Below are 21,444 nucleotides of genomic sequence, written 5' to 3'. Positions count from 1 at the left end.
CCGCCGGTCGGGCGCCGCCGTCCAGCTCGGCGTTGCCGTCCAGCTCGGCGTTGCCTCGGACCCGGATACTTTGCCCTTGCGCTAAGTATTCGAGGCGGCAATACTTAGCCGCATGGCACAGTATGTGGCGGCGCAGCTCGACGGCGTGTTCGTCGCCCTGGCCGACCCGACCCGGCGCGACGTCGTCCGACGCCTCGGCCGTGGTCCGATCAGCGTCGGCGATCTCGCCCGCGAGTTCCCGATGACCCTTCCCTCGTTCATGAAGCACGTGCGGACGCTCGAGGCGAACGGCCTGATCCGCACGGTCAAGTCCGGCCGGGTACGCACCTGCGTGCTCAACCGCGAACGCCTCGCCCTCCTCGACGACTGGCTGGCCGAGCAGCGCCAGATCTGGGAGGAGCGCACCGACCGCCTCGAACAGTTGGTCACCGAACCGGAGGAGAACCAACCATGAACCCCGACCTTGACCTGGCCCTGGAACGGATCATCCGCGCCCCCCGCGCCGTGGTGTGGCGTGCCTGGACCGATCCGTCCCGCTTCGCGAAGTGGTGGCTTCCGGCTCCGACCCTGTGTCGCGTCGACCGCCTGGAGGTCCGGCCCGGCGGCGGGCTGGTGACCCGGATGAGCGACGACGGGGTGGAGTTCGTCCCGCACATGGACGCGAGTTTCCTCGTCGTCGACGAACTGGAACGGATCGTCTTCACGAACGCGATCGACAGCGCGTGGCGACCGACGCGCCCGGCCCCGGTCCCGATGACCGCCGAGATCACCCTGACTGATCATCCGGATGGCACGAACTACCGGGTCGTGGTCCGGCACGGCGATCCCGCCGCCCGCGCCCGCCACGAGGAACTCGGCTTCGCCGAGGGCTGGGGCTCGGTCACCAAACAACTCGCCGGGGTTGTCGAGGGCGAGGCGGCACGATGAAGATCGGCCTCACCGAGTTCGTCACCCTGGACGGGGTCAGCCAGGGGCCCGGCTCGCCGACCGAGGACACGACCGACGGCTTCACCCGGGGCGGCTGGCTCGTGCCCTACCTGGACGAGCTGTTCGTCCGGCGTACCTCGGAATGGCTGGATCTCGCCGACGGTCTGCTGCTCGGACGGCGGACCTACCAGGCGTTCGCCCGGGACTGGCCCCAGATCACCGACCCGGACGACCGGACGCCGCTGGCTCACGTACCGCCCCGGCTCCTGGCGGCTGTCGCCCGGCGGCGTCGCCGCGACCGCAGCGCCAGCCCGATCAGCACTGCGGAGACGACACCCGGACCACAGTGGACCAGTAGTACCCCGGCCAGGCTCGGCCCGCCCCAGTCCTGCCGGTAGCTGGCGGGATCGGTCATGTCGATCACGAACGGCTCGGCGACGGCACGAACGATCAGATAGAGCCCGAACAGGATTCCGACGGCGCCGAGAGCCTTCTTCATGCGCTCGACGTTAGGAGATAGAGGCGCGCGTCCGCGTCACCCGCGGGTAGCACCGCTGGCCTCGTACCAGGAGGGTATGTCCTGGCGACCGGTCATCGCGTGGCGCGACGGTCGGCACCTCGACCGGTGTTCGTCGCCCTCGTCGGCCCACGCCGACGCGTCCGGCGGCAGCGCGGCATCATTGCGACCCGGTGGCGCCGCCGGGGGGCCAGGCGAGCCGGCGGGCGGCGTAGCCGAGCGCGCCGACCGCGAGCACGGCGAAACCGGCCAGCACACTGCCGACCGGCAGGGTGACCGCCAGCAGCAGGCAGCCGACCAGCCCGAGACCGGCCAGGGCCCGGGTCGGAAGCCTGCCGGTCGGAAGCCGGCCGGTCGAAAGGCTGCCGGTCGAAAGGCTGCCGGCCGGAGGGCTGCCGGCCGGAGGGCTGCGGTCCGGGTCCCGGTCCAGGGTGAACGCGGCGGCATTGGTGATCGCGTAGTAGACCAGCACGGTGCAACTGGAGAAGCCGATGGCGTCCCGGATGTCGCCGACCAGCACCACCAGCACCACCACCCCGGCGACGGCGAGTTCGGCCCGGTGCGGCACCCGGTAGGTCGGGTGCACGGCGGCCAGCGCACCGGGCAGGTCACGGCGGCGGGCCATCGCCAGCGTGGTCCGGCCGACCCCGGCGACCAGCGCCAGCAACACGCCGAGTACCGCCACCGCCGCCCCGGCCCGGACCAGCCAGGCCAACCCGGGCAGCCCGGCGGCGTCCACCACCTCGGCCAGCGGTGCGGCGGAGCCCGCCAGCCGGGCCGGGCCGAGTACCGAGAGCGCGACCACGGCCAGTCCCAGATAGCTCACCAGCACCAGTCCGAGCGCGACCGGTACCGCCCGGGGGATGGTGCGCTCCGGGTCGCGTACCTCCTCGCCGAGGGTGGCGATCCGGGCGTATCCGGCGAAGGCGAAGAAGAGCAGCCCGGCGGCGGTGAGTATCCCCGCACCGGCCGGTCCGCCGACGCCGTCACCGAGGCGTACCGGCCGGAACTCCCCGCCGAAGAGCCCCACCAGCGCCACCAGGGCGAGTACGCCCAGCGTGACCGCCACCAGCCACCGGGTGACCCGGGCCGTCTTCTGTACGCCCCGCAGGTTCACCCCGGTCACCGCCAGCACGGCGGCCACCGCGACCGGTCGCGCGTACCCGGGCCACAGGTACGCCCCGATGGTCAACGCCATCGCGGCGCAGCTCGCGGTCTTGCCGACCACGAAGCCCCAGCCGGCGAGGAACCCGGCGAACGGGCCGAGCCGTTCCCGGCCGTAGACGTAGGTGCCGCCGGACTCCGGATAGCGGGCGGCGAGCCGGGCCGAACTGGTGGCGTTGCAGTAGGCGACCAGGCCGGCGACGGCCAGCGCGCCCAGCAGGCCGAACCCGCTGCCGGCGGCGGCGGTCGCCGGGGCGAAGACCACGAACACCCCGGCCCCGAGCATCGACCCCAGGCCGATGACCACCGCATCGGGTACGCCCAACCGGCGTTCCAGCTCCTGCACGGCCTTCTCCACGACCCCGAACCTAGAGGTCGTCGGTGAACACTCCGCGTCGCTGCACCCCGCCCGGCAGGGCCGGGAGCGGTAGGTCGTCCCACGGCACCCGGCCGAGCAGCCGGCCGAGGAAGAGCCCGAGCAGCAGCCCGGCGACCGAGTCGGTGATCCAGTGCCAGCCCAGGTAGGTGGTGGAGCAGAAGACGATGACCGGGGGCGCCAGCCGGATCACGGCGTACAGGGTGGGCGGGCCGTCCGGCCGACCGAGGGTACGCAGCAGCGCGGCGAGCAGCAGCGCGATCGCCGCGTACCAGACGATGGCGTTCGCCACGTGCCCCGACGGGTACGCCGTGCCGCCCGCCGGGTCGCTGAACAGCTCCTCCGGGTGCGCCAGCGCGAAGTTGTGCGGATAGCCCCGGTCCAGCCACAGCTTCAACGGGCCGATGGTGAACGAGGTCAACACGAACGCGCCGATCGGCACCAGCAGCGGCCGGACCGACCGGGTACGCCAGCCGACCAGCAGCGCCAGCCCGAACGAGATCGGCATCAGGAACCAGCCGCCCTGGCCCAGCGAGTTGAAGACCCGCGCCACCCAGTACGCCGGCTCCGGCCGGTGCGCGTCGACCCAGTCCCGTACCGCCAGGTCGAGTCCGAGCAACTGGCCGGCGGCGAGCGCGGCGGTCAACGCGACCAGCGCCGCGACCAGTACGCCGTCCAGCCACCAGCCGGCCGGACGGACGGGGCGCAGCCGCAGCGGTCGGCGTACCGTCGTGGTTTCCCGCATACCCGACCACGCTACCGGGCCGGCCGCCCGGAGCCGGCGCAGGACGGCGGCCGGCCGGTTTCCGACCCGGCCGACCCCGGGGTGACGGCCGGCGATGTGTGCCCGCACACGTGGGGCGGCGCGGGGCGGCCCGGACCGGCATGCTTGGTGCCGTGCGGATCACCTCGGCCCTCGTCGACCCGGCGCTGCTCGACCTTCCCTGGTCGACTCCGCTGGAGCAGTGGCCCGCCGACCAACTGGTGGCGCTACCCCAGGGAATCTCCCGGCACATCGTGCGATTCGTCCGCCTCGCCGGCACCGTGTACGCGGTCAAGGAGACCGGCGAACGGGTGGCCGAGCGGGAGTACGACCTGCTCCGCTCGCTGGAGCGGATCGACTTCCCGTCCGTGCAGGCGGTCGCGATCGTCGCCGACCGGCAGGACGAGCGGGGCGAGCCGCTCGACCCGGTACTGATCACCCGGCACCTCCAGTTCTCCCTCCCCTACCGGGCGCTCTTCTCGCACACGCTGCGTCCGGAGACGTTGAACCGGCTGCTGGACGCGCTGGCCGCGCTGATCGTCCGGATGCACCTGACCGGTTTCTTCTGGGGCGACTGCTCGCTCTCCAACACCCTGTTCCGGCGGGACGCCGGCGCCTTCGCGGCGTACCTGGTCGACGCCGAGACCGGCGCGCTGCGCTCCCGGCTCTCCAATGGTCAGCGGGACGAGGACCTGGAGATCGCCCGGGTCAACATCTTCGGCGAGGCGCTCGACCTGGAGGCCGCCGGGCTGCTGCACCCCTCGATCGACCCCGAGGTCGTCTGCGAGGAGGTGGTCCAGCGCTACCAGCGGCTGTGGCACGAGATCACCTACGAGCAGCAGATCGAGCGTGAGGCCCGGCACGACATCGAGGGCCGGATCCGCCGGCTCAACGAACTCGGCTTCGACGTCGCCGAGGTGGCGATGTCGGTGGTGGACAACGGGCGCTACCTGGTCCGGCCCAAGGTGGTCGACGCCGGTTACCACAGCCGCCGGCTGCTCCGGCTGACCGGACTGGACGCCGAGGAGAACCAGGCCCGGCGGCTGCTCAACGACCTGGACACCTACCGGGCGGAGAGCGACCTGACCGACGAGCAGCAGGCGGCGCACCGCTGGCTGACCGAGGTCTTCGAGCCGGTGGTCCGGGCGGTGCCGGCACACCTGCGCGGAAAACTCGAACCGGCCGAACTCTTCGTGCAGGTCATCGAGCACCGCTGGCGGCTCTCCGAACGGGCCGGCCGGGACGTCGGGCTGGCCCCCGCCGTGCAGTCGTTCCTCGCCGACGAGTTGGTGCACCGCCCGGACGAGCAGGCCGTACTCGGCGTCGAGGTCAGTTGAGCGTCGCCCGCCGGGAAGCCGACCAGGAAGCGGCCCGGGGAGCCGAGTTTCAGTTCGGGGGATCGGGCCGGCGGGCCGGCGGCGGGTTGGACTGGCTCCGCCGGGCCGCCCGGCCAGGCTGACTCCGGCCACCCGCCCGCCCCGGCTGGCCGGGCTGCTCGCCGCCGCGCTCCCGGGACGCCGAACGGCCGGGCTGCCGGGGTACGGTCCGCCGGCTGGGCCGGCTCGGATCCGACGACCAGCCCGCCGGCTCACCCGGCCGACCCGCCGACCCGCCGCTCGGCTCCGCTGGAGGTGGCGGTGGCAGCGGGGTACTCGCCTCTCTGAGCAGTCGGTTCAGTCCGGCCCGCCGGACCACCACGGTCAACACGTCCCCGGGCCGGAGTTGGTGCTCCGGCGGCGGGGACCACTCGGCGCGCCGCTGGCCGGCACCGGTCAGCGCGACCACCCGGACCCACTCCGCCTGGCTGACCACCCCGAGTGTCTGCCCGGCCAGTGCCGCGCCGGACGCGATCGGCACCTCCGCGACCAGCAGCGCGTGCCGGGCGACCGGGATCGTCGCGATCACCGCCCGGTTGAGCAGCGCCGCCGAGAACGACGGTGCGGCGAGATAGGAGACGCTGCGGGACACGCCGATCCGGAAGGTCTTCTGGATCCGCTGCGCGAAGTCGCCGTCGAAGAGCCGCAGCACCACCCGCAGGTCGGCCCGGAGTGCCCGGCCGTTCAACGCCGCCTGGAGGTTGCTGACGTCGTCGGTGGAGACCACCACCAGCGCCTGGGCGGTACCGACCGAGGCGTTGTCCAGGGTCTCCTCCCGGGCGGCGTCACCGACGATCAGCGGGATGTTCAGCCGCCGGGCCACCGCCGCGCCCCGGGCCTCCGGGTCCTTGTCGATGGCGACCACCTCGACGCCGAGGTCGTTGAGCTGCCACATCACCCGGGTACCGACGTTGCCCAGGCCGACCACCACGACGTGCCCGTTGCGCTCGCTCGGCAGCAGTCCGGCGTCCAGCGCCAGCCGGGCCTTGACGATGCCGTCCACCACGGCGGCCGTGATCAGCGGGATCAGCGCCAGCCCGGCCAGGTTCAGCACGACCTGGAGGACCTGGGCCGCCGCACCCTTGGTGGTGTCCGGATCGGCGCCGACGATCGTGGTCACCATGGTCAGGTAGATCGCGTCTCCGATGCTGGTGTGCTCGGCGGTGGAGAGCAGGAAACCGAGTACCACCACCACGGCCAGCACCGCGATGGTGGCCATCCCGATCTTGCGGGTGGCGAACGAGCGCACCGCCCGGAGCAGCACCGACAGCCGGCGCCGCCGCCACCACCGCTGGGTGCGCCGCAGCCGCCGCCGGGTGGCCTGCTCGGTGCCGGCCTGCCCGACCTGGCCGACCGCCTCGGCGAGTACCAGGTCGGCGTCGGCCGGGTTGGCGGGCAGCACCACCGGGTGGTGCGGGTCCCGGGTGTCGGCCAGGCCGCAGACCACCTGCTCCGCCCGGACCTCGGCCCGGGGCGCGACGAAGAGGGTACGACCGCCGTGCCGGAAGTACGACGGTGCGATCTCACCGAGCGCCGCCGCGACGAACGCGGGCGCGGCCATCGAGGCGTCGGAGAGTACGGCGCTGTTCGGGAAGAGCTGGCGGATCCCGTTGCCGAGGCTCATGTTGAACATCCGCAGCACCACCCGGAGGTCCGGCTCGACCTCCTGGGCGCAGAGCGCCGCGTGGATGTTGCCCACGTCGTCCTGGTGCAGCAGGGCCAGCCCGGTCGCCCCGACCAGCCCGGCCGTCTTGAACGTCTCCTCGTCGAGCCGGTCCGACTGGATCACCCGGACGCCCCGGATCGACCGGATGTCCGGCCCGTCCGGCCGGCGACGGTACGGCACGACCACGGTCACCCGGATGCCGCTGCCCTGCGGATCGTTGCCCAGCAGTTCGGCGACGAGGTGGACGGCGAGGGCGTCCTGGCCGCACACCACGTAGTGCGGGCGGTTGTCCCCATTGGTCCGCAGGCCGTCCCGCAACCGGGTCTCGAACGCGCGCCGGGCCCGGGTACGCCAGAGATCCGCCATGCCCGGATGGTAGTCACTGTGATCAGTGTCCGGGGGCCGTCGAGCCCGTTGTGCGGACTCGACGCTGAACCCGTTGTGCGGACTCAAGGCTGAGCCCGTTGGGATGGCTCAGCGCTGACGACGAGCGGTCAGTGCTCGCCGCCGACGGCGGCCCAGCCGACGGCGGCCAGGCAGATCAGCAGCACGATGCCGCCGCGACTGGTCGCGATCCGGGTGACCGTCCACGCGGTCTTCCGGAGCCCGGACAGGCTGGCCCTGGCCTTGCGGTAGTCCGCCCAGGCCCGCCGGGCCACCGCGTACGCGGCGCCCACGAACAGGCCGAACGCCACTCCGACCAGCAGGATGGCGACACCGGGGCGGTCCACCAGGCCAGTGTCACCGGCACCGGTCGACGACCACCATCACCCAATCCGGTGACGCACCGTAACGGCACGGCGCCCAGTGGTCGGTGGCCCGTGGTCGGGCGGCGATCGTCAACGGTCGACGGGGAGGCGGTCGACGATGTGCCGGGCGATCTCGAACGAGCTGGTCGCGGCCGGGGACGGCGCGTTGAGTACGTGCACCTGCCGGTCCGCCTCGACGATCAGGAAGTCGTCCACCAGGCCGCCGTCCGGGCGTACGGCCTGGGCGCGTACGCCGGCGCCGGCCGGGACGATGTCGGCCTCGGTCAGCTCCGGCACCAGCCGGGCCAGGCTGGCCGCGAACCGTCTCCGGGACAGTGACCGGGTCACCTCGGTCAGCCCGTACCGGTAGTGCCGGCGGGCCAGCGCCCACAGTCCGGAGTAGCCGACCTGCTCCCAGACGTCGCGCGGGTCGAACCGGCGCCACGAGTACCCCTCCCGGGCGGTGGCGAGTACCGCGTTCGGGCCGGCGTGCACGGTACCGTCGATCATGCGCGTCAGGTGCACGCCGAGGAACGGGAACTGCGGGTCGGGCACCGGATAGATCAGTCCACGCACCAGCTTCCGCCGCTCGGGGACCAGTTCGTAGTACTCGCCCCGGAACGGCACGATCCGGGCCGGCGGGTCGACGCCGGCCAGCCGGGCGAGCCGGTCGGCGTGCAGCCCGGCGCAGTTCACCAGTACGTCGCCGGTCACCTCGCCCGCGCTGGTGTTCAGCACGGGCCTGCCGGCCCGGCCGTGGATCCCGGTGACCCTGGTGTGGAGGCGCAGCTCGGCACCGCTTTCGGCGAGGAGTTCGGCGAGCCGCCGGCAGACCGCGCCGAAGTCGACGATCCCGGTCGAGGCGACCCGCAGCGCGGCGACGGCGGCGACGTGCGGCTCGTGTTCGGCCGCCTCGATCGCGTTGAGCAGGGTGACCGGCAGGCCGTTGGCGACCGCCCGCTCGTGCAGGGCATGCAGTCGGGGCAGCTCGGCGACCTCGGCCGCGACGATCAGCTTGCCGCAGACGTCGTACGGCAACTCCTGCTCGGCGCAGAACCGCACCATCGAGGCGCTGCCGGCCCGGCACAGCGTCGCCTTGAGACTGCCGGGCTTGTAGTAGACCCCGGCGTGGATCACTCCGGAGTTGTGCCCGGTCTGGTGGGTGGCCCAGCCGGACTCCTTCTCCAGCACGGTCACCCTGTCCCGGGGCCGGTCGGTACGCAGCCGGTGCGCCACCGCGAGCCCGAGGATCCCGCCGCCCACGATCACGTACCTGGTCATCCGCGCTCCCCGGCCGGTGGCATCGGAACCGATGGTATGCGCCCGCTGTCGCCCCGATCGGCAAGCTCGACGGGCGGCTGTCGTGACCGGCGTTGCTGTCACCGCTGCTGTCAGCCCGGCCGGACGGACGGGCTCCCGTCGTGGAACGCCTGATGTAGTTGGAGCCCCCGGTCGGACTCGAACCGACGACCACTCGCTTACAAGGCGAGTGCTCTGGCCAACTGAGCTACAGGGGCGCGATGTTCGTGGTCAGCATAGCCACAGATGCCCTCCTACCATGGGCGGCACTGATTCCGATACCCGACACCGGCCGGCAGCCGCACGCTTGGTGGCGGAGCATGCCCGGATGCCCGAAATGTTCAGTCAGATACATCCCAGGACGGCCGCCCGACCTTGGCATGTGAGAAAAACCCGTTTACCGTGGCGTGACGCGGATGACACCCGAGGCTGCCCACGGCCGCCCGGACGCCCTCCACGGACCGGTGCGGTGACGACGCCCCGGTCGCTCTTTCACTCGGATCGTCCGGCACGTTCCTGCCGGTGAAAGGAAGCGTTGCATCATGGCTACGGTCACCTACTCGAAGGCCACCCGGATCTACCCGGGTACGGAGCGCCCAGCGGTCGACCACCTCGACCTGGAGATCGGCGACGGCGAGTTCCTCGTCCTGGTCGGCCCCTCCGGCTGCGGTAAGTCCACCAGCCTGCGGATGCTCGCCGGGCTGGAAGACGTCGACGACGGCTCGATCTACATCGACACCCGGGACGTCACCCACCTGCCGCCGAAGGCCCGCGACATCGCGATGGTCTTCCAGAACTACGCGCTCTACCCGCACATGACGGTCTACGAGAACATGGCGTTCGCGCTGAAGCTCCGCAAGACCTCGAAGTCGGAGATCGACCGCCGGGTCAAGGAAGCCGCCGCCCTGCTCCAGTTGGAGGACTACCTCAGCCGCAAGCCGAAGGCGCTCTCCGGTGGTCAGCGCCAGCGGGTCGCGATGGGCCGGGCGATCGTCCGCGAGCCCCAGGTCTTCCTGATGGACGAGCCGCTCTCCAACCTCGACGCCAAGCTCCGGGTGCAGACCCGTACCCAGATCGCGACGTTGCAGGCCAAGCTCGGCGTCACCACGGTCTACGTGACGCACGACCAGGTCGAGGCGATGACGATGGGCCACCGGGTGGCGGTCATGCTGGACGGCGTACTCCAGCAGGTCGACACCCCGCGTGAGCTCTACGACACCCCGGCCAACGTCTTCGTCGCCGGCTTCATGGGCTCCCCCGCGATGAACATCAAGACGGTGCCGCTGACCGACGGCGGGGCGACCTTCGCCGAGCTGACCGTGCCGCTGACCCGGGAGCAGATCGCCGCCGCCCAGGCCGAGAGCGGCGACGGCAAGGTGACCGTCGGCTTCCGGCCGGAGGACTGCGACCTGGTCTCGGAGAGCGAGGGCGGCCTCGCCCTCGTCGTCGAGCTGGTCGAGGACCTGGGCTCGGACGCGAACGTCTACGGGCACGCCGCGATCGACGGCACCTCGGAGCGGTTCGTGGTGCGTACCGACCGCCGGCACATGCCGAACATGGGTGACACCGTCTACGTCAAGCCGCGTACCGGTCGGAACCACGCCTTCCACGCCGTGACCGGCAACCGGATCTGATCCGGCAGCAGGACCAACCGCGTCGGGGCGGTCGCTTCTTCGTCGAAGCGACCGCCCCGATCGGTTCAGAACAGGGTCACAGGCCGATCCGGCCGGTACCGGCACCGCTGGTCACGATCGACTTCACGCTGCTGGCGTTGTCGAGCTGGTACGAGTACGGAATCCCCGCCACACTTCCGCCGCCGCTCTGCGGGCTGCCCGAGCCGACGAAGTGGTTGTTGCGCTGCACGATCGCTCCGGGGTCGGAGGAGGCGTACCCGACCAGGGTCGGCTCGTCGACGTTCTCGAAGTAGTTCCCCTCGACCAGTACCCCGGCGTTCATCGTGGAAGCGACGCCGTACTCGTTGTCGTAGTAGTAGTTGTGGGCCGACTCGACCCACAACGGCCAGACTCGACCCGGTTGTACGCAGGAAAGGACGGACGGCGGTGGCCCGCTGACGTGGCGGGCCGACCCGGGAGTGGTCCGCCCGGGTCCGCGCGGCGGTGCGGTGGTGCGGGGCCGTACCGCCACGCGGAGTCCCTAGAAGGGCAGCTTTCCGGTACCGCTGCCGGCCATCACCGTCGCCCGGATGCCGTTCGGGTCGGCGACGGTGTAGGGGTAGTAGCTGCTCGGCTCGGTCACCGAGCCACCGGAGTCACCCGGCTCACTCGTACCGGCCAGCACGTTGTTGCGGGCGACCAACCGGCCCCGGGCTCCGGCATAGCTGATCGACCAGGGCACCTCGACGTCCTCGAAGTAGTTGCCCTCGACCACACAGCCCGAGTTCATCTGGCAGGCCACCCCGACGTCGGTGTTGTAGACGAAGTAGTTGTTGAAAACGTGCACCGGATCGCCGAACCGGACCCGTGGATTGCGCTGCGGCGTACGGTCGAACCAGTTGTGGTGGTAGGTCACCTTCAGATATCCGGTGTCCTGGGCCGCGTTCGAGTCGTCGTGCCCGAGCAGCATGTTCTTGGTGTGGTGGTGGGTGTGGTTCCACGACACCGTCACGTAGCTGGCGCCCCGCTTGACGTCGATCAGGCCGTCGTAACCGGCCGACAGGTCGTTGTGGTCGATCCAGACGTGGTGCGAGAACATCTGCACGTTGATCGCGTCGTCGACGGTGTTCCGGAAGTTCAGGTTCCGGATGATCACGTTGTGCACGGCGTTCGCCGGCGGGCTGGTCGCGTCGCTGACCGGCAGCCCGACGTTCAGCCCGCCGCCGGTGATCCCGGAGGTGGCGCCCACTCCGACGATGGTCTTGTCGGACATCACGTCGTGCATCGGGCCGGGCAGCGCGATCATGCCCTGCACCCGGATGTTCAGCGGGCCGGGCTGGCTGATCGCGGTGAGCAGGTCGGTCGCGTTGGCGACGGTCACCGTCGGGCCGCCGGCCCCACCGGTGGTGCCGTTCTGGCCCAGCGCGTTCACCGAGGCGAAACCGATCGGCGGGGCGCCCGGGTCGAGCGGCGGACCGGTCGGCGGCAGCGTCGGCCCGCCGGTCGGGCCACCGGTCGGCGGCGTACCGGTCACGGTCGCCACCTCGACGTCGTCGAAGGAGGCGCTGGCGTACGAGGCGGCCAGGCCGATCCGCCCGGAGGAGAGTACCGAGTCGGTGGCCTGCACCGAGAGGCTGCCGTTGACGTACCCGCGCAGCGTGCTGCCGGTGGCCTCCAGCCGCAGCGTGGCCCAGGTGTTCACCGGTACCGCGCCGGAACCGCTGGCCAGCGCGACCGGCGCCGAACCGTCCCGCTTGACCAGTTGCACCCCGCCGCTGCTGGTCACCACGAGCGCGTAGTAGCGGCTGGAACTCTGGGCCCGGGCGATCACCCCGACGTGCCGGTTGGCGCCGTTGAACCCGGTCGGCCTGACCCGGGCCTGCACCGCGTAGTCGCTCCACGAGGTGGTGCCGGTGAGGGTACGCGCGTCGCTGCTCTGCCCGGACTGCCGGTAGACCCGGCTGCCGTCGGTCGCCACCGACCAGCTTCCGCCGGAGCTGGACCAGCCGGCGGAGTTGCCGTCCTCGAAGTCGTCGGTGAACAGGGTGTCGGCGAAGGCGGCCGGCATCGCGACGCTGATCGCGGCGGCGCCGAGCATCCCGGCCGCAGCCGCGACGGCGGTCAGCCGCCACCTCGGTCGGCCCCGGGGCTGGTTGGCGTGCACAGTGAACCTCCCTGTGGTGGTGGGGGTGGTGGGCCGCCGCCGGCGCGGCGACGGCGGCAGTGTGGGGGTACTGCGTTACCGGCGGCGCCGCGCCGCCGCGACCTGCCCGGCGGGACGACCGGGCAGGTGGGTCACACCGGCAGCCGACCGGCTCCGGCCAGGGCCTGCACCACCAGCGGTACGAGCGGAGCGGGCAGCACCGGCCCGGCCCGGAGCGTCGGCGTCCAACCGGCGTCGCCGCCCAGGTCGGGGTCGTGCTCGGCGTTGTACGCGGCCAGCAGGCTCACCGGCCGGGCCGGCTTCCGCCCCTCCCGTACCCAGTTGCCCCGCTCGGTGAGCACCGTGCCGCCCCAGTCGTAGAGCAGCTCGGCGGCGGTGATGCCGGAGCCGAGCGTGAAGTGGTTGTTCTCGGCGTGCACCGCCGACTGCACGCCGATCCCGATCGCGTAGCCGAACCCGTCACCGGCGAGCTGGTAGGCGTTGTTGTAGATGTCGACCTGGCCGAAGCGCACCCGGGGCAACCGCTGCATGGTGCCGTCGAAGAGATTGTGGTGCAGCGTGACGTTCAGCCGGCCGACGTCCGGGCCGACGGTGTTCGACGAGCCGATCAGCATCACCTTGTCCCGGGCCACGAACCGGTTGTACGAGGCGGTCACCCGGCTGGCGGTGTGCGTGATGTCGAGCGACCCGTCGTGCACCATGTACGGCCGGCCGAAATAGACCGGCAGCCCGCTGTCCGGGTTGTCGCCGTCGGTGAAGGTGTTGTGGTCGACCCAGACGTTCTCGCTGCGCCGTACCGACATCAGGTCGAACTGGGAATTCCAGTTGCCGGCCTCCCCGTCCGTCGGCGACCACGCCGGGAAACAGTCCCGGGCGTCGGCGAAGGTCAGGTTGCGCACGATGACGTTGTTCGCGGTGTCCACCATCAGGGTCAACCCGGCGAGGGTGGCGCCGCGCAGCCCGACGATGGTGGTGTTCGGCCCGACGTTGATCTGGGTCTGCCGGGTCTGGTTCGCCACCGACCGCACCCGGGCCTCCTCCAGCGGCCCGGACGGCGCCACCCGCCCCCAGCTCACCGGGTCGTACGCCGTCAGGTACGCGTCCAGCGAGTACCCGGGGTCGGCCAGGTCGGCGCAGTCCAGCAGCCGCCCGTCGGCGTCCTCGAACCCGTCGACCGACCCCTTGACATAGATGATCTTCGGAGTGGCGTTGCTCCTGTTGGTGGCGTTGTCGCCACCGAGTGCGTCCACCAGCTCGGTCCGGGTCCCGACCACGTGCACCTGCTCCGGGGTGGCCGCCGAACCGCCGGTGGTGCCGGGGCCGGCCGCGGCCCAACCGTCACCGGCCGGCAACGCCTGCCGGCCCAGCAGGCGGGCTCCCCGGGACAGTCCGTCTTTTCCGTGTGTGCCGGCCGTCGCGGGCGCCGCCACCAGGGCGCCGGAGACCGCGAGAAGACTGCCGACCATGGCTGCGGTCAACCTGCTCGATCGCATCCCACTCTCCGCGTCTGTCTACCGTTTACCGGATCTCGTAACGGTTACGAAATCCTCTTGTTATTGAACGGTAGGTAGGATCACTTAAAAGTGTCAATGCGTTCTGTTTGCAGGTATTTTGCATTGAAGAAAGACAATATCGATTAGCTCGGCGGCCGTATGCCGAGTAGAGGCTATTCGGTCCGATTTCTATCGGACAGTTGTCCCCGTGATTTGCAGCCTGTCGTACGTTTTCACGCAGCGGGCCCGGTCGTCACGCATCGCCCGCCTCCCTCTCCACCGCCGCCCGGTGCGGCTTCACCGCCCACGGCACACCCAACTCCGACAGCAGCGCGCCCTCGGCCGCCGCCCGGCGCAGCACCGCGTTGACCCCCCGGATCGTCAGTACCCGGTCCGGCCCGGCACCGGTCGCCACCACCCGCTCGCCGCCGACCAGCTCCGGTTCCGGAGCGGCCGAGATCGCCTGCACCAGGGCGGTGAACGCCGCCGTCCGGGCAAGCGGCGCGATCAGCGGCACCCCGGGGTCGGCCCGGTGCGCCAGCAGGTTCTCCAGCAGGTTCACCCGGCCCGGCACCTCGCGTGACCCCGGGTCACCGGGCAGCGTCAGCCGGTCCGTGGTGTATTCCAGCACCGCCCGGCCGGCCGTGCCGTGCACGATCACCTCACCGGCGATGAACTCCTCCCCGGCGAGCGTCACCGCCGCAAGCACCGGCAGGCCGCAGCCGAGGGTCGCCCGCAGCGCGGCGGTGTCGTCCACCTCGATCGGCCGAGTCCGGTAGCGCTCCAGCTCGACCTGCGCCGGCCAGTCCGGCGGCGTACCGTCCACTGTGGTTAGCGGTGCGACCGCGCCGGCCGTCACCGCCGCGCCGGCCACCGCCAGGCACTGCATCACCGCGTGGGCCAGCGGATTCACGAGTACGCCGTCCAGCGCCGGCCGCCCGTCGAGGCTGCGCCGACCCGCCCAGGGTGCCCGGGCGTAGTAGCCGTCGGTGCGTTGCCAGGAGGCCACCGTGGAGATCCCGGTGACCCGGCCCAGCCGGCCGCCGGCCACCGCCGAGGTCAGCTCGCGCAGGGCCGTCGAGCCGAGCGCCTGGAACCCGATCTGGGCCACCCGACCCGCCTCGGCCAGCGCGGCGGCCAGGGTGCGATGCTCGGCCAGCGAGAGCACCGGCGGCTTCTCCAGCAGCAGGTCGGCGCCGGCCCGGATCGCGTCCAGCGCGATCGGCAGGTGGGTGTGCGGCGGGGTGCAGACCACCACCACGTCCGGCCGGGTTGCCGCGAGCATCTCCCGATGGTCGGTGAAGACCCCCGTCCCGGGCGGAACCGGCGCGTCCGGTGCCGCCTCCACCGGGCGTACGTCGACCAGGGCGACCAGCTCCAGCTTCCCGGCGTCGTGCAGCGGGGCGAGGTACCGGCGGTGCCACAGTCCGTGCCCGCTCGCCCCGACCAGCGCCACCCTCGGCGGCGCACCGACCGTTGTCATACGACACCCGCCAACGTCTTCTCCACCCCGTGCCGGTCCAGCGCGGTCAGCCACTCGATGACCAGGTCGCGTACCTCGTCGTCGGTGGCGAGTTCCGCCGGGAAGACCTCGGTCAACCCGAACAGCGCCTCCACCGCACCGGCCGGGGAGTCCTTGCCGGCGGCCAGGGCCGCCCGGATCCGGTCGGCGAGCGGGTCGTCCAGCGGCAGCGGCGTACCGTCGTCGGCCCGGCCCTGGGCGAAGCGCATCCAGGCCGCCACCACCAGGGCCGCCCACCGGGGCCGGGCGCCGGCCGCGCGCAGGTCCGCGATGGTGTGCAGTACCCGCTGCGGCAGCTTCTGCGAGCCGTCCATGGCGATCTGGATGGTGCGGTGCCGGATCACCGGGTTGGCGAACCGCTCCAGCACCTCCTCGCCATAGTCGACCACCGAGACCCCGTCCGGCGGGGTGAAGCTGCTCGCCACGTCCTCGGCGATCAGCCGACGCAGCACCCCGGTCAGGTGCGGGATCTCCAGCGCCTCCGCGATCGTCTCTCGGCCGGCCAGCGCGCCGAGGTACGCGGTCGCCGAGTGCACGCCGTTCAGCGCCCGCAGCTTGAGCCGCTCCCACGGGCCGGCGTCGTCGGTCAGTACCGCCCCGGCCCGCTCCCAGGCCGGTCGCCCGCCCGGGAACCGGTCCTCGATCACCCACTGCCGGTACGGCTCGGCGGCCACCGCCGCCAGGTCGCTGACCCCGAGCGCCGCCTCCGCGTCGGCCAGGGTCTGCGGGGTACTCGCCGGCACGATCCGGTCCACCATGGTGCCCGGGAAGCTGACGTTCTCGCGCAGCCAGTCGGCGATCCGCTCGGACCGGCCGCCCGCGCCCGCGCTGACCAGTCGCAGCGCCTGGCCGACCAGGCTGTGCAGCCGGACCCCGTTCGACGGCAGATTGTCGCAGCTCACCACCGCGATCGGCCCGGCCTCGCGGACCGCCCGGGTGAGCAGGCCCCGGACCAGCAGGCCCGGCACGGTCTGCGGCGGCCGGTCGGTGGTCAGGTCGGCCAGCACCGCCTCGTCCGGCCGGAGCCGGCCGGTCGCCGGGTCGAGCTGGTACGCCTTCTCGGTCACCGTCAGCGTGACCACCCGGATCGCCGGGTCGGCCAGCAGCGCGACGATCGCCGCCGGGTCGCTGGCCGCGTGCCGGACCTCGGCGAGCGCCCCGACCACCCGGGTCTGGTTGCCCGCCCCGGAGGTGCTGGTCACGCTGAACAGGCAGTCCTGGGCGGCGAGCGTGGTCACCACGTCGGTGCTGCGCGGTGCCACCCCGACGATGCCCCAGTCGCCACCGGCCGCCGCAAGCGCCTCCTCGGTGTAGACCGCCTGGTGGGCCCGGTGGAACGCGCCCAGCCCGAGGTGCACGATCCCGGCCGGTACGGCACCGGGCCGGACCAGCGGGCGGCTCGACGCCGGCAGCCGGCGCAGCGTGCCGAGGCCGAGCCGGGACGCGCCGACGGTCACGCCCATACCGGCCCGTCCGGGAAGGAGTACTCGGCGATCGAGTCGGGCTTCATCGTGGCGCTGTAACCGGGATTTTCCGGCAGCAGGTAGCGGCCCTCGCGGGTGCGTACCGGGTCGACGAAGTGCTCGTGCAGGTGGTCGACGTACTCGACCATCCGGCCGTCCAGCGAGGTGCCGACCCGCAGATAGTCGAAAATCGCCAGGTGTTGCACGTATTCACAGAGGCCGACGCCGCCGGCGTGCGGGCAGATCGGCACGCCGAACTTCGCCGCCATCAGCATCACCGAGAGCACCTCGTTGACCCCGCCGATCCGGCAGGCGTCGATCTGGCAGACCCGGATCGCCTCGGCCTGCATGAGCTGCTTGAAGATGACCCGGTTCGCCGCCACCTCACCGGTGGCGACCCGACAGCGCCCGCCGGAGAGCCCGGTCACCGCCTCGGCGATCCGGGCGTGCCCGAGTACGTCGTCGGCGTGCGTCGGCTCCTCGATCCAGTACGGGTCGAACTCCACCAGTCTCGCCATGTTGGCGATCGCCTCGTCCACGTCCCAGACCTGGTTGGCGTCCATCATCAGCAGCGCGTCCGGACCGATCTCCTCGCGGATGATCCGCGCCCGGCGTACGTCGTCGTCCACCGGCCCGCCGACCTTCATCTTCATCGCCCGCCACCCCTGGGCGTACGCCTCCCGGGTCAGCGCCCGGACCTTGTCGTCCGGATAGCCGAGCCAGCCGACCGAGGTGGTGTAGGAGGGAAAACCGTCCCGTTCCAACTCGGCGAGCCGGTCCGCCAGCCCGACCTGTCCCTTGTCCAGGATGGCGACCGCCTCGGCCGGGTTGATCGCGTCGACGATGTGGTGGAAGTCGACGTTGCGGACCAGTTCCTCGCTCGGCATCTCGGCGAGCAGCCGCCACAACGGCTTGCCCGCCAGCTTGGCTCGCAGGTCCCAGACCGCGTTGACCAGCGCGCCGGTCGCCATGTGGATGACGCCCTTCTCCGGCCCCAGCCAGCGCAGTTGCACGTCGGCGCTGAGCGACCGCCAGAACGCCACCGGCTCGGCGGCGATGCCGTCGACGGACCTGCCGACGACGTGGTGGGCCAGGGCCCGGACCGCCGCACAGGTCAGTTCGTTGCCCCGGCCGTTGGTGAAGGTGAACCCGGCCCCGAAGACCCCGTCCGGCGCGTCGGTGCGCAACTCGACGTAGGTCGCCGAGTAGTCGCCCCGGTTGATCGCGTCCGAGCCGTCCCCGGCCGCCGCCGTCGGAAACCGCACGTCGTGCACGTCGACGCCGGTGATGGTGACCGTCACTGTGCTTGCCTTCCGTTCACGACTGCGGGACTCACTCGCTTCGCTCGCTCATTCCTCGCGCTCACCGGGCTTGCCTTTCGTTCCCGACTGCGGGACTCATTCGCTTCGCTCGCTCATTCCTCGCGCTCACCGGTCAGTGCTCCCGAGCTTGAAGACCTTCTTGGGCAGGTGGTAGGCGAGGTCGACGATGGTCTCGGCCGCCTCGTCCAGCGGCAGCCGGTCCTCGGCGACGAGCCGGGCCAGGAATCCGGCGTCGATCCGCCGGGCCACGTCGTGGCGTACCGGGATCGAGCAGAACGCCCGGGTGTCGTCGACGAAACCGGCGGTGTTGTAGAAGCCGGCGGTCTCGGTGACCGCCTCGCGGAACCGGCGCAGCACCTCCGGCGAGTCCAGGAACCACCAGGGCGCGCCGAGGTAGAGCGCCGCGTAACCGCCGGCCAGCGGGGCCAGTTCCCGGGTGAAGGTGTACTCGTCCAGCGTGTAGACCACCACCCGCAACCGGGGATCGTTGCCGTACGCGTCCAGCAGCGGGGTGAGCGCGTGCAGGTATTCGGTGGCCTGCGGAATGTCGCCGCCGACGTCCCGACCGTGTCTGGCGTAGAGCCACCTGTTGTGGTTGCGTACCGAGCCGGGGTGGAGCTGCATCACCAGACCGTCCTCGATGGACATCTTGGCGAACTCGACCAGCATGTGCGCCCGGAACGCCTCGGCGTCCTCGGCGGTCGCCTCGCCGCGCAGGCCGCGCTCGTAGAGGGTGCTCGCCTCGGCCTCACCCAGCCGCAGGGTCAGCGCGGTCGGGTGGCCGTGGTCGCTGGAGGTCGCCCCGGCGGCGATGAACGCCTGGCGGCGCCCGCGCAGCGCGGCAAGATAGCCGGGGTACCGGCCGGTGTCCTCCCCGGCGATCTCGCCGAGCCGTACGACGTTCTCGGCCCAGCCGTCGAACTCCATGTCGACGACGTTGTCCGGCCGGAAGGTGGTGATCACCCGGCCACCCGGCCCGCCCCAGCCGTCGGCGGCGAGCTTGGCGTGCCGGCCCAGCTCGTCGAGCGGCGACTCGGTGGTGGCCAGTACCTCGATGTTGAAGCGGTCGAAGAGTGCCCGAGGCCGGAACTCCGGCTGGCCGAGCTGCGCCGAGATCGCGTCGTAGATCTCGTCGGCGGTGCCCGCGGAGAGTCGGGTCTCGATTCCGAAGACGTTCCGGAAGGTCTCCTCCAGCCAGAGCCGGCTCGGGGTACCCCGGAACAGGTGCCAGTGCGCCGCGAACCGCCGCCAGATGGTCCGCCCGTCCGTCTCCACCGGCTCGCCGTCCACCGCCGGTACGCCCAGCTCGGCCGGGGTGACCCCCTGGCTGAGCAGCATCCGGGTCAGGTAGTGGTCCGGCACGATGATCAGCCGCGCCGGGTCGGGGAATGCGAGGTCGTCGGCGAGGATGCCCGGGTCCACGTGCCCGTGCGGCGAGATCAGCGGCCGGTCCCGGACCAGCGCGTACAGCTCGCGGGCGATCGCCCGCTGGCTGGGCTCGGACGGGAACAGCAGGTCGGGCCGGTCGGATGGTGCGGACACGGGCTGGCTCCTCGCGATCAGGGGATGGTGAGCAGCTCGGCGACGCGTACCGGCTGCCCGGTTTCGAAGGATCGGTTCGCGGCCAGGCCGGTGAGCAGGGCGAGCGCGCCGTCCCGGGCGGTGGCGGCCCGGTCCATCGGGTCGGTGTGGCGGCCGAAGAGCACCGCGGTCATCCGGGCGTCCGCGCCGCCGTGTCCGGTACGCGTGTAGCCGGAGACCGGTACCTCCCGGGGCTGCTCCCAGAACGGCCGCACGGTGATCTTCGCCCAGCCCTCCTCCACGGCCGCCTGTACGCCGTGCAGCGCGGCACCCTTCAGCTCGCCGGCCGCCTGCGGGCTGACGAAGTCGCTCTCCACCACCTCGAGTTCGAGCCGCCCCCGGCTGCCGTTGAACATCACCCGGTAACCCTCCCAGGGCGCGTACGCGGTCAGGTGGTAGGTCATGGTGGCACCGCTGTCGTACCGCGCCAGCACCGCCATGTCGTCCTCGATGGTCACCCCGGGCGCGAAGACGTTCTGGTCGCGGTGGTAGCCGTCCTCGACCTCCGCCTCCAGGTAGAGCGCCCGCAGCCTCGGGTGGTCGGCCAGGTGCAGCGCGAACGGGTCGTCCGCGGCGGCCGGCGAGCCGTGCGCCCGGTCGTACGGCCGGGCGTAGCCGTGCCGCTTGCCGGCCACGTCGCCGTAGAAGAAGAGCCGGCCGGAGGCGTAGACCTGCACCGGCCTCGCGTCCAGCCACCAGTTGACCAGGTCGAAGTGGTGACTCGCCTTGTGCACCATCAGCCCGCCGGAGTTGGCCTTGTCCCGGTGCCAGCGCCGGAAGTAGTCGGCACCGTGGCGTACGTCGAGCAGCCACTCGAAGTGCACGGAGCCGATCTCGCCGATGGCGCCCTCGGCGAGTACCTCCCGGACCTTCTCGTGCAATGGGTTGTAGCGATAGTTGAAGGCGACCGAAACTTTCCGGCCGGTTTCCGTAACGGTACGCAGGATCCGCTCGCACCGGACCACGTCGGTGGTCATCGGCTTCTCGGTGATCACGTCACACCCGGCCCGCAGCGCCGCGACGATGTAGTCGTCGTGCGTCCGGTCCACAGTGGTCACCAGGACCACGTCGACCCGTTCCTTCTCCAGCATGGAGGAGAACTCGCTGGCCAGGTACGTCGGCACCGGGTCGAAGTCGAGTTCCGCGAGCCAGCCGTTGTGCGCGTTCATCCGGGCCGGGTTGACGTCGGCGAAGGCGACGAGCTCGGCCGTGTTCGGGTGGTCCAGCACCAGTGCTCGGACGAACATCTCCGCGCGCGCGCCCGTACCGACCAGGGCGAAGCGCTGCCTTCCCGGGGTAACCGACATCCCAGCTCGCCTCCGTTGGCTGCAAAGGTTTGCAGGAGAAGTAACCACGCACGCCGGGCGGCCGTCAACGACCCGTAGCAAAGCTGCGGCCTTTATCCAAATTTGTAACTATGGGAGTGCTCCCATCGCTGCGTACCGCAAC

18 protein-coding genes and 1 tRNA gene are annotated in these 21,444 nt (G+C 71.6%); 5 read left to right on the top strand and 14 right to left on the bottom strand.

Annotation, left to right across the window (positions count from 1 at the left end):
• The first annotated feature begins 112 nt into the window (after positions 1-112).
• From Pma05_RS13915 to Pma05_RS13905, 3 genes are read left to right on the top strand one after another with little or no spacing between them, the layout of a single operon-like run.
• The gene (locus Pma05_RS13915; protein ID WP_203857803.1) at positions 113-454 is read left to right on the top strand and encodes an ArsR/SmtB family transcription factor; all 342 of its coding nucleotides are present in this window, start codon (positions 113-115) and stop codon (positions 452-454) included.
• On the top strand, positions 451-927 hold the full coding sequence (locus Pma05_RS13910) for an SRPBCC domain-containing protein (protein WP_203857802.1): 477 nt from the start codon (positions 451-453) through the stop codon (positions 925-927). The genes Pma05_RS13915 and Pma05_RS13910 overlap by 4 nt, the downstream gene beginning before the upstream one ends.
• On the top strand, positions 924-1,325 hold the full coding sequence (locus Pma05_RS13905; protein WP_203857801.1) for a hypothetical protein: 402 nt from the start codon (positions 924-926) through the stop codon (positions 1,323-1,325). Before Pma05_RS13910 ends, Pma05_RS13905 begins: the two co-directional genes overlap by 4 nt.
• 279 nt (positions 1,326-1,604) lie before the next feature.
• Here the strand turns inward: Pma05_RS13905 and Pma05_RS13900 are convergent, their stop codons facing one another.
• Positions 1,605-2,954, bottom strand: a complete 1,350-nt coding sequence (locus Pma05_RS13900) for an APC family permease (RefSeq protein ID WP_203858051.1) — start codon at positions 2,952-2,954, stop codon at positions 1,605-1,607.
• A 22-nt stretch (positions 2,955-2,976) separates the two neighbouring features.
• Positions 2,977-3,729, bottom strand: coding sequence for a phosphatase PAP2 family protein (locus tag Pma05_RS13895; protein WP_203857800.1), 753 nt, complete (start codon positions 3,727-3,729; stop codon positions 2,977-2,979).
• 98 nt (positions 3,730-3,827) lie between these two features.
• Between Pma05_RS13895 and Pma05_RS13890 the strand changes: the two genes are divergently transcribed.
• Positions 3,828-5,084 (top strand): DUF4032 domain-containing protein, encoded by a 1,257-nt coding sequence (locus Pma05_RS13890; protein ID WP_372441472.1) that lies wholly within the window; start codon positions 3,828-3,830, stop codon positions 5,082-5,084.
• A gap of 49 nt (positions 5,085-5,133) precedes the next feature.
• Here the strand turns inward: Pma05_RS13890 and Pma05_RS13885 are convergent, their stop codons facing one another.
• The 4 genes from Pma05_RS13885 to Pma05_RS13870 form a co-directional block, all read right to left on the bottom strand.
• A complete protein-coding gene (locus Pma05_RS13885; RefSeq protein WP_203857799.1) occupies positions 5,134-7,155 on the bottom strand; it encodes an NAD-binding protein in 2,022 nt (673 codons plus the stop codon).
• Between the two features lie 128 nt (positions 7,156-7,283).
• Positions 7,284-7,520 carry a hypothetical protein gene (locus Pma05_RS13880; protein WP_203857798.1) on the bottom strand — a complete coding sequence of 79 codons (237 nt, stop codon included), beginning with the start codon at positions 7,518-7,520 and terminating at the stop codon, positions 7,284-7,286.
• Positions 7,521-7,628: 108 nt separating this feature from the next.
• On the bottom strand, positions 7,629-8,819 hold the full coding sequence (lhgD, locus tag Pma05_RS13875; RefSeq protein WP_203857797.1) for an L-2-hydroxyglutarate dehydrogenase: 1,191 nt from the start codon (positions 8,817-8,819) through the stop codon (positions 7,629-7,631).
• Positions 8,820-8,978: 159 nt separating this feature from the next.
• A tRNA-Thr gene (locus Pma05_RS13870) sits at positions 8,979-9,055 on the bottom strand.
• 324 nt (positions 9,056-9,379) lie between these two features.
• Here Pma05_RS13870 and Pma05_RS13865 point away from each other — a divergent pair.
• Complete coding sequence (locus tag Pma05_RS13865) at positions 9,380-10,471, top strand: ABC transporter ATP-binding protein (RefSeq protein WP_203857796.1); 1,092 nt, start codon at positions 9,380-9,382, stop codon at positions 10,469-10,471.
• A 76-nt stretch (positions 10,472-10,547) separates the two neighbouring features.
• Here Pma05_RS13865 and Pma05_RS13860 read toward each other — a convergent pair whose 3' ends face one another.
• The 8 genes from Pma05_RS13860 to Pma05_RS13825 all read right to left on the bottom strand — a co-directional run bounded on the left by Pma05_RS13860 (position 10,548) and on the right by Pma05_RS13825 (position 21,302).
• Positions 10,548-10,853 carry a hypothetical protein gene (locus Pma05_RS13860; RefSeq protein ID WP_239312332.1) on the bottom strand — a complete coding sequence of 102 codons (306 nt, stop codon included), beginning with the start codon at positions 10,851-10,853 and terminating at the stop codon, positions 10,548-10,550.
• Positions 10,854-10,991: 138 nt separating this feature from the next.
• On the bottom strand, positions 10,992-12,614 hold the full coding sequence (locus tag Pma05_RS13855) for a pectate lyase family protein (protein WP_239312330.1): 1,623 nt from the start codon (positions 12,612-12,614) through the stop codon (positions 10,992-10,994).
• Positions 12,615-12,745: 131 nt separating this feature from the next.
• Positions 12,746-14,107 carry a pectate lyase family protein gene (locus Pma05_RS13850; RefSeq protein WP_372441471.1) on the bottom strand — a complete coding sequence of 454 codons (1,362 nt, stop codon included), beginning with the start codon at positions 14,105-14,107 and terminating at the stop codon, positions 12,746-12,748.
• Positions 14,108-14,360: 253 nt separating this feature from the next.
• Positions 14,361-15,590, bottom strand: coding sequence for a Gfo/Idh/MocA family protein (locus tag Pma05_RS13845; RefSeq protein ID WP_203857795.1), 1,230 nt, complete (start codon positions 15,588-15,590; stop codon positions 14,361-14,363).
• Entirely contained in the window at positions 15,587-17,092 is a 1,506-nt protein-coding gene (locus Pma05_RS13840) for a mannitol dehydrogenase family protein (protein WP_203857794.1), read from the bottom strand. Before Pma05_RS13840 ends, Pma05_RS13845 begins: the two co-directional genes overlap by 4 nt.
• Positions 17,083-18,393: an enolase C-terminal domain-like protein gene (locus tag Pma05_RS13835; RefSeq protein ID WP_203857793.1), complete on the bottom strand. Its 1,311-nt coding sequence runs from the start codon at positions 18,391-18,393 to the stop codon at positions 17,083-17,085. Before Pma05_RS13835 ends, Pma05_RS13840 begins: the two co-directional genes overlap by 10 nt.
• A 126-nt stretch (positions 18,394-18,519) precedes the next feature.
• Positions 18,520-19,956: a glucuronate isomerase gene (uxaC, locus tag Pma05_RS13830; RefSeq protein ID WP_203857792.1), complete on the bottom strand. Its 1,437-nt coding sequence runs from the start codon at positions 19,954-19,956 to the stop codon at positions 18,520-18,522.
• Between the two features lie 17 nt (positions 19,957-19,973).
• The gene (locus Pma05_RS13825; RefSeq protein ID WP_203857791.1) at positions 19,974-21,302 is read right to left on the bottom strand and encodes a Gfo/Idh/MocA family protein; all 1,329 of its coding nucleotides are present in this window, start codon (positions 21,300-21,302) and stop codon (positions 19,974-19,976) included.
• Positions 21,303-21,444: the final 142 nt, after the last annotated feature.

Origin of the sequence: Plantactinospora mayteni, from assembly GCF_016862935.1 — a bacterium.
GTDB classification, from domain to species: domain Bacteria; phylum Actinomycetota; class Actinomycetes; order Mycobacteriales; family Micromonosporaceae; genus Plantactinospora; species Plantactinospora mayteni.
Note: the sequence above shows the minus strand (reverse complement) of the source record. Positions and strands in the feature narration are given on the sequence as shown.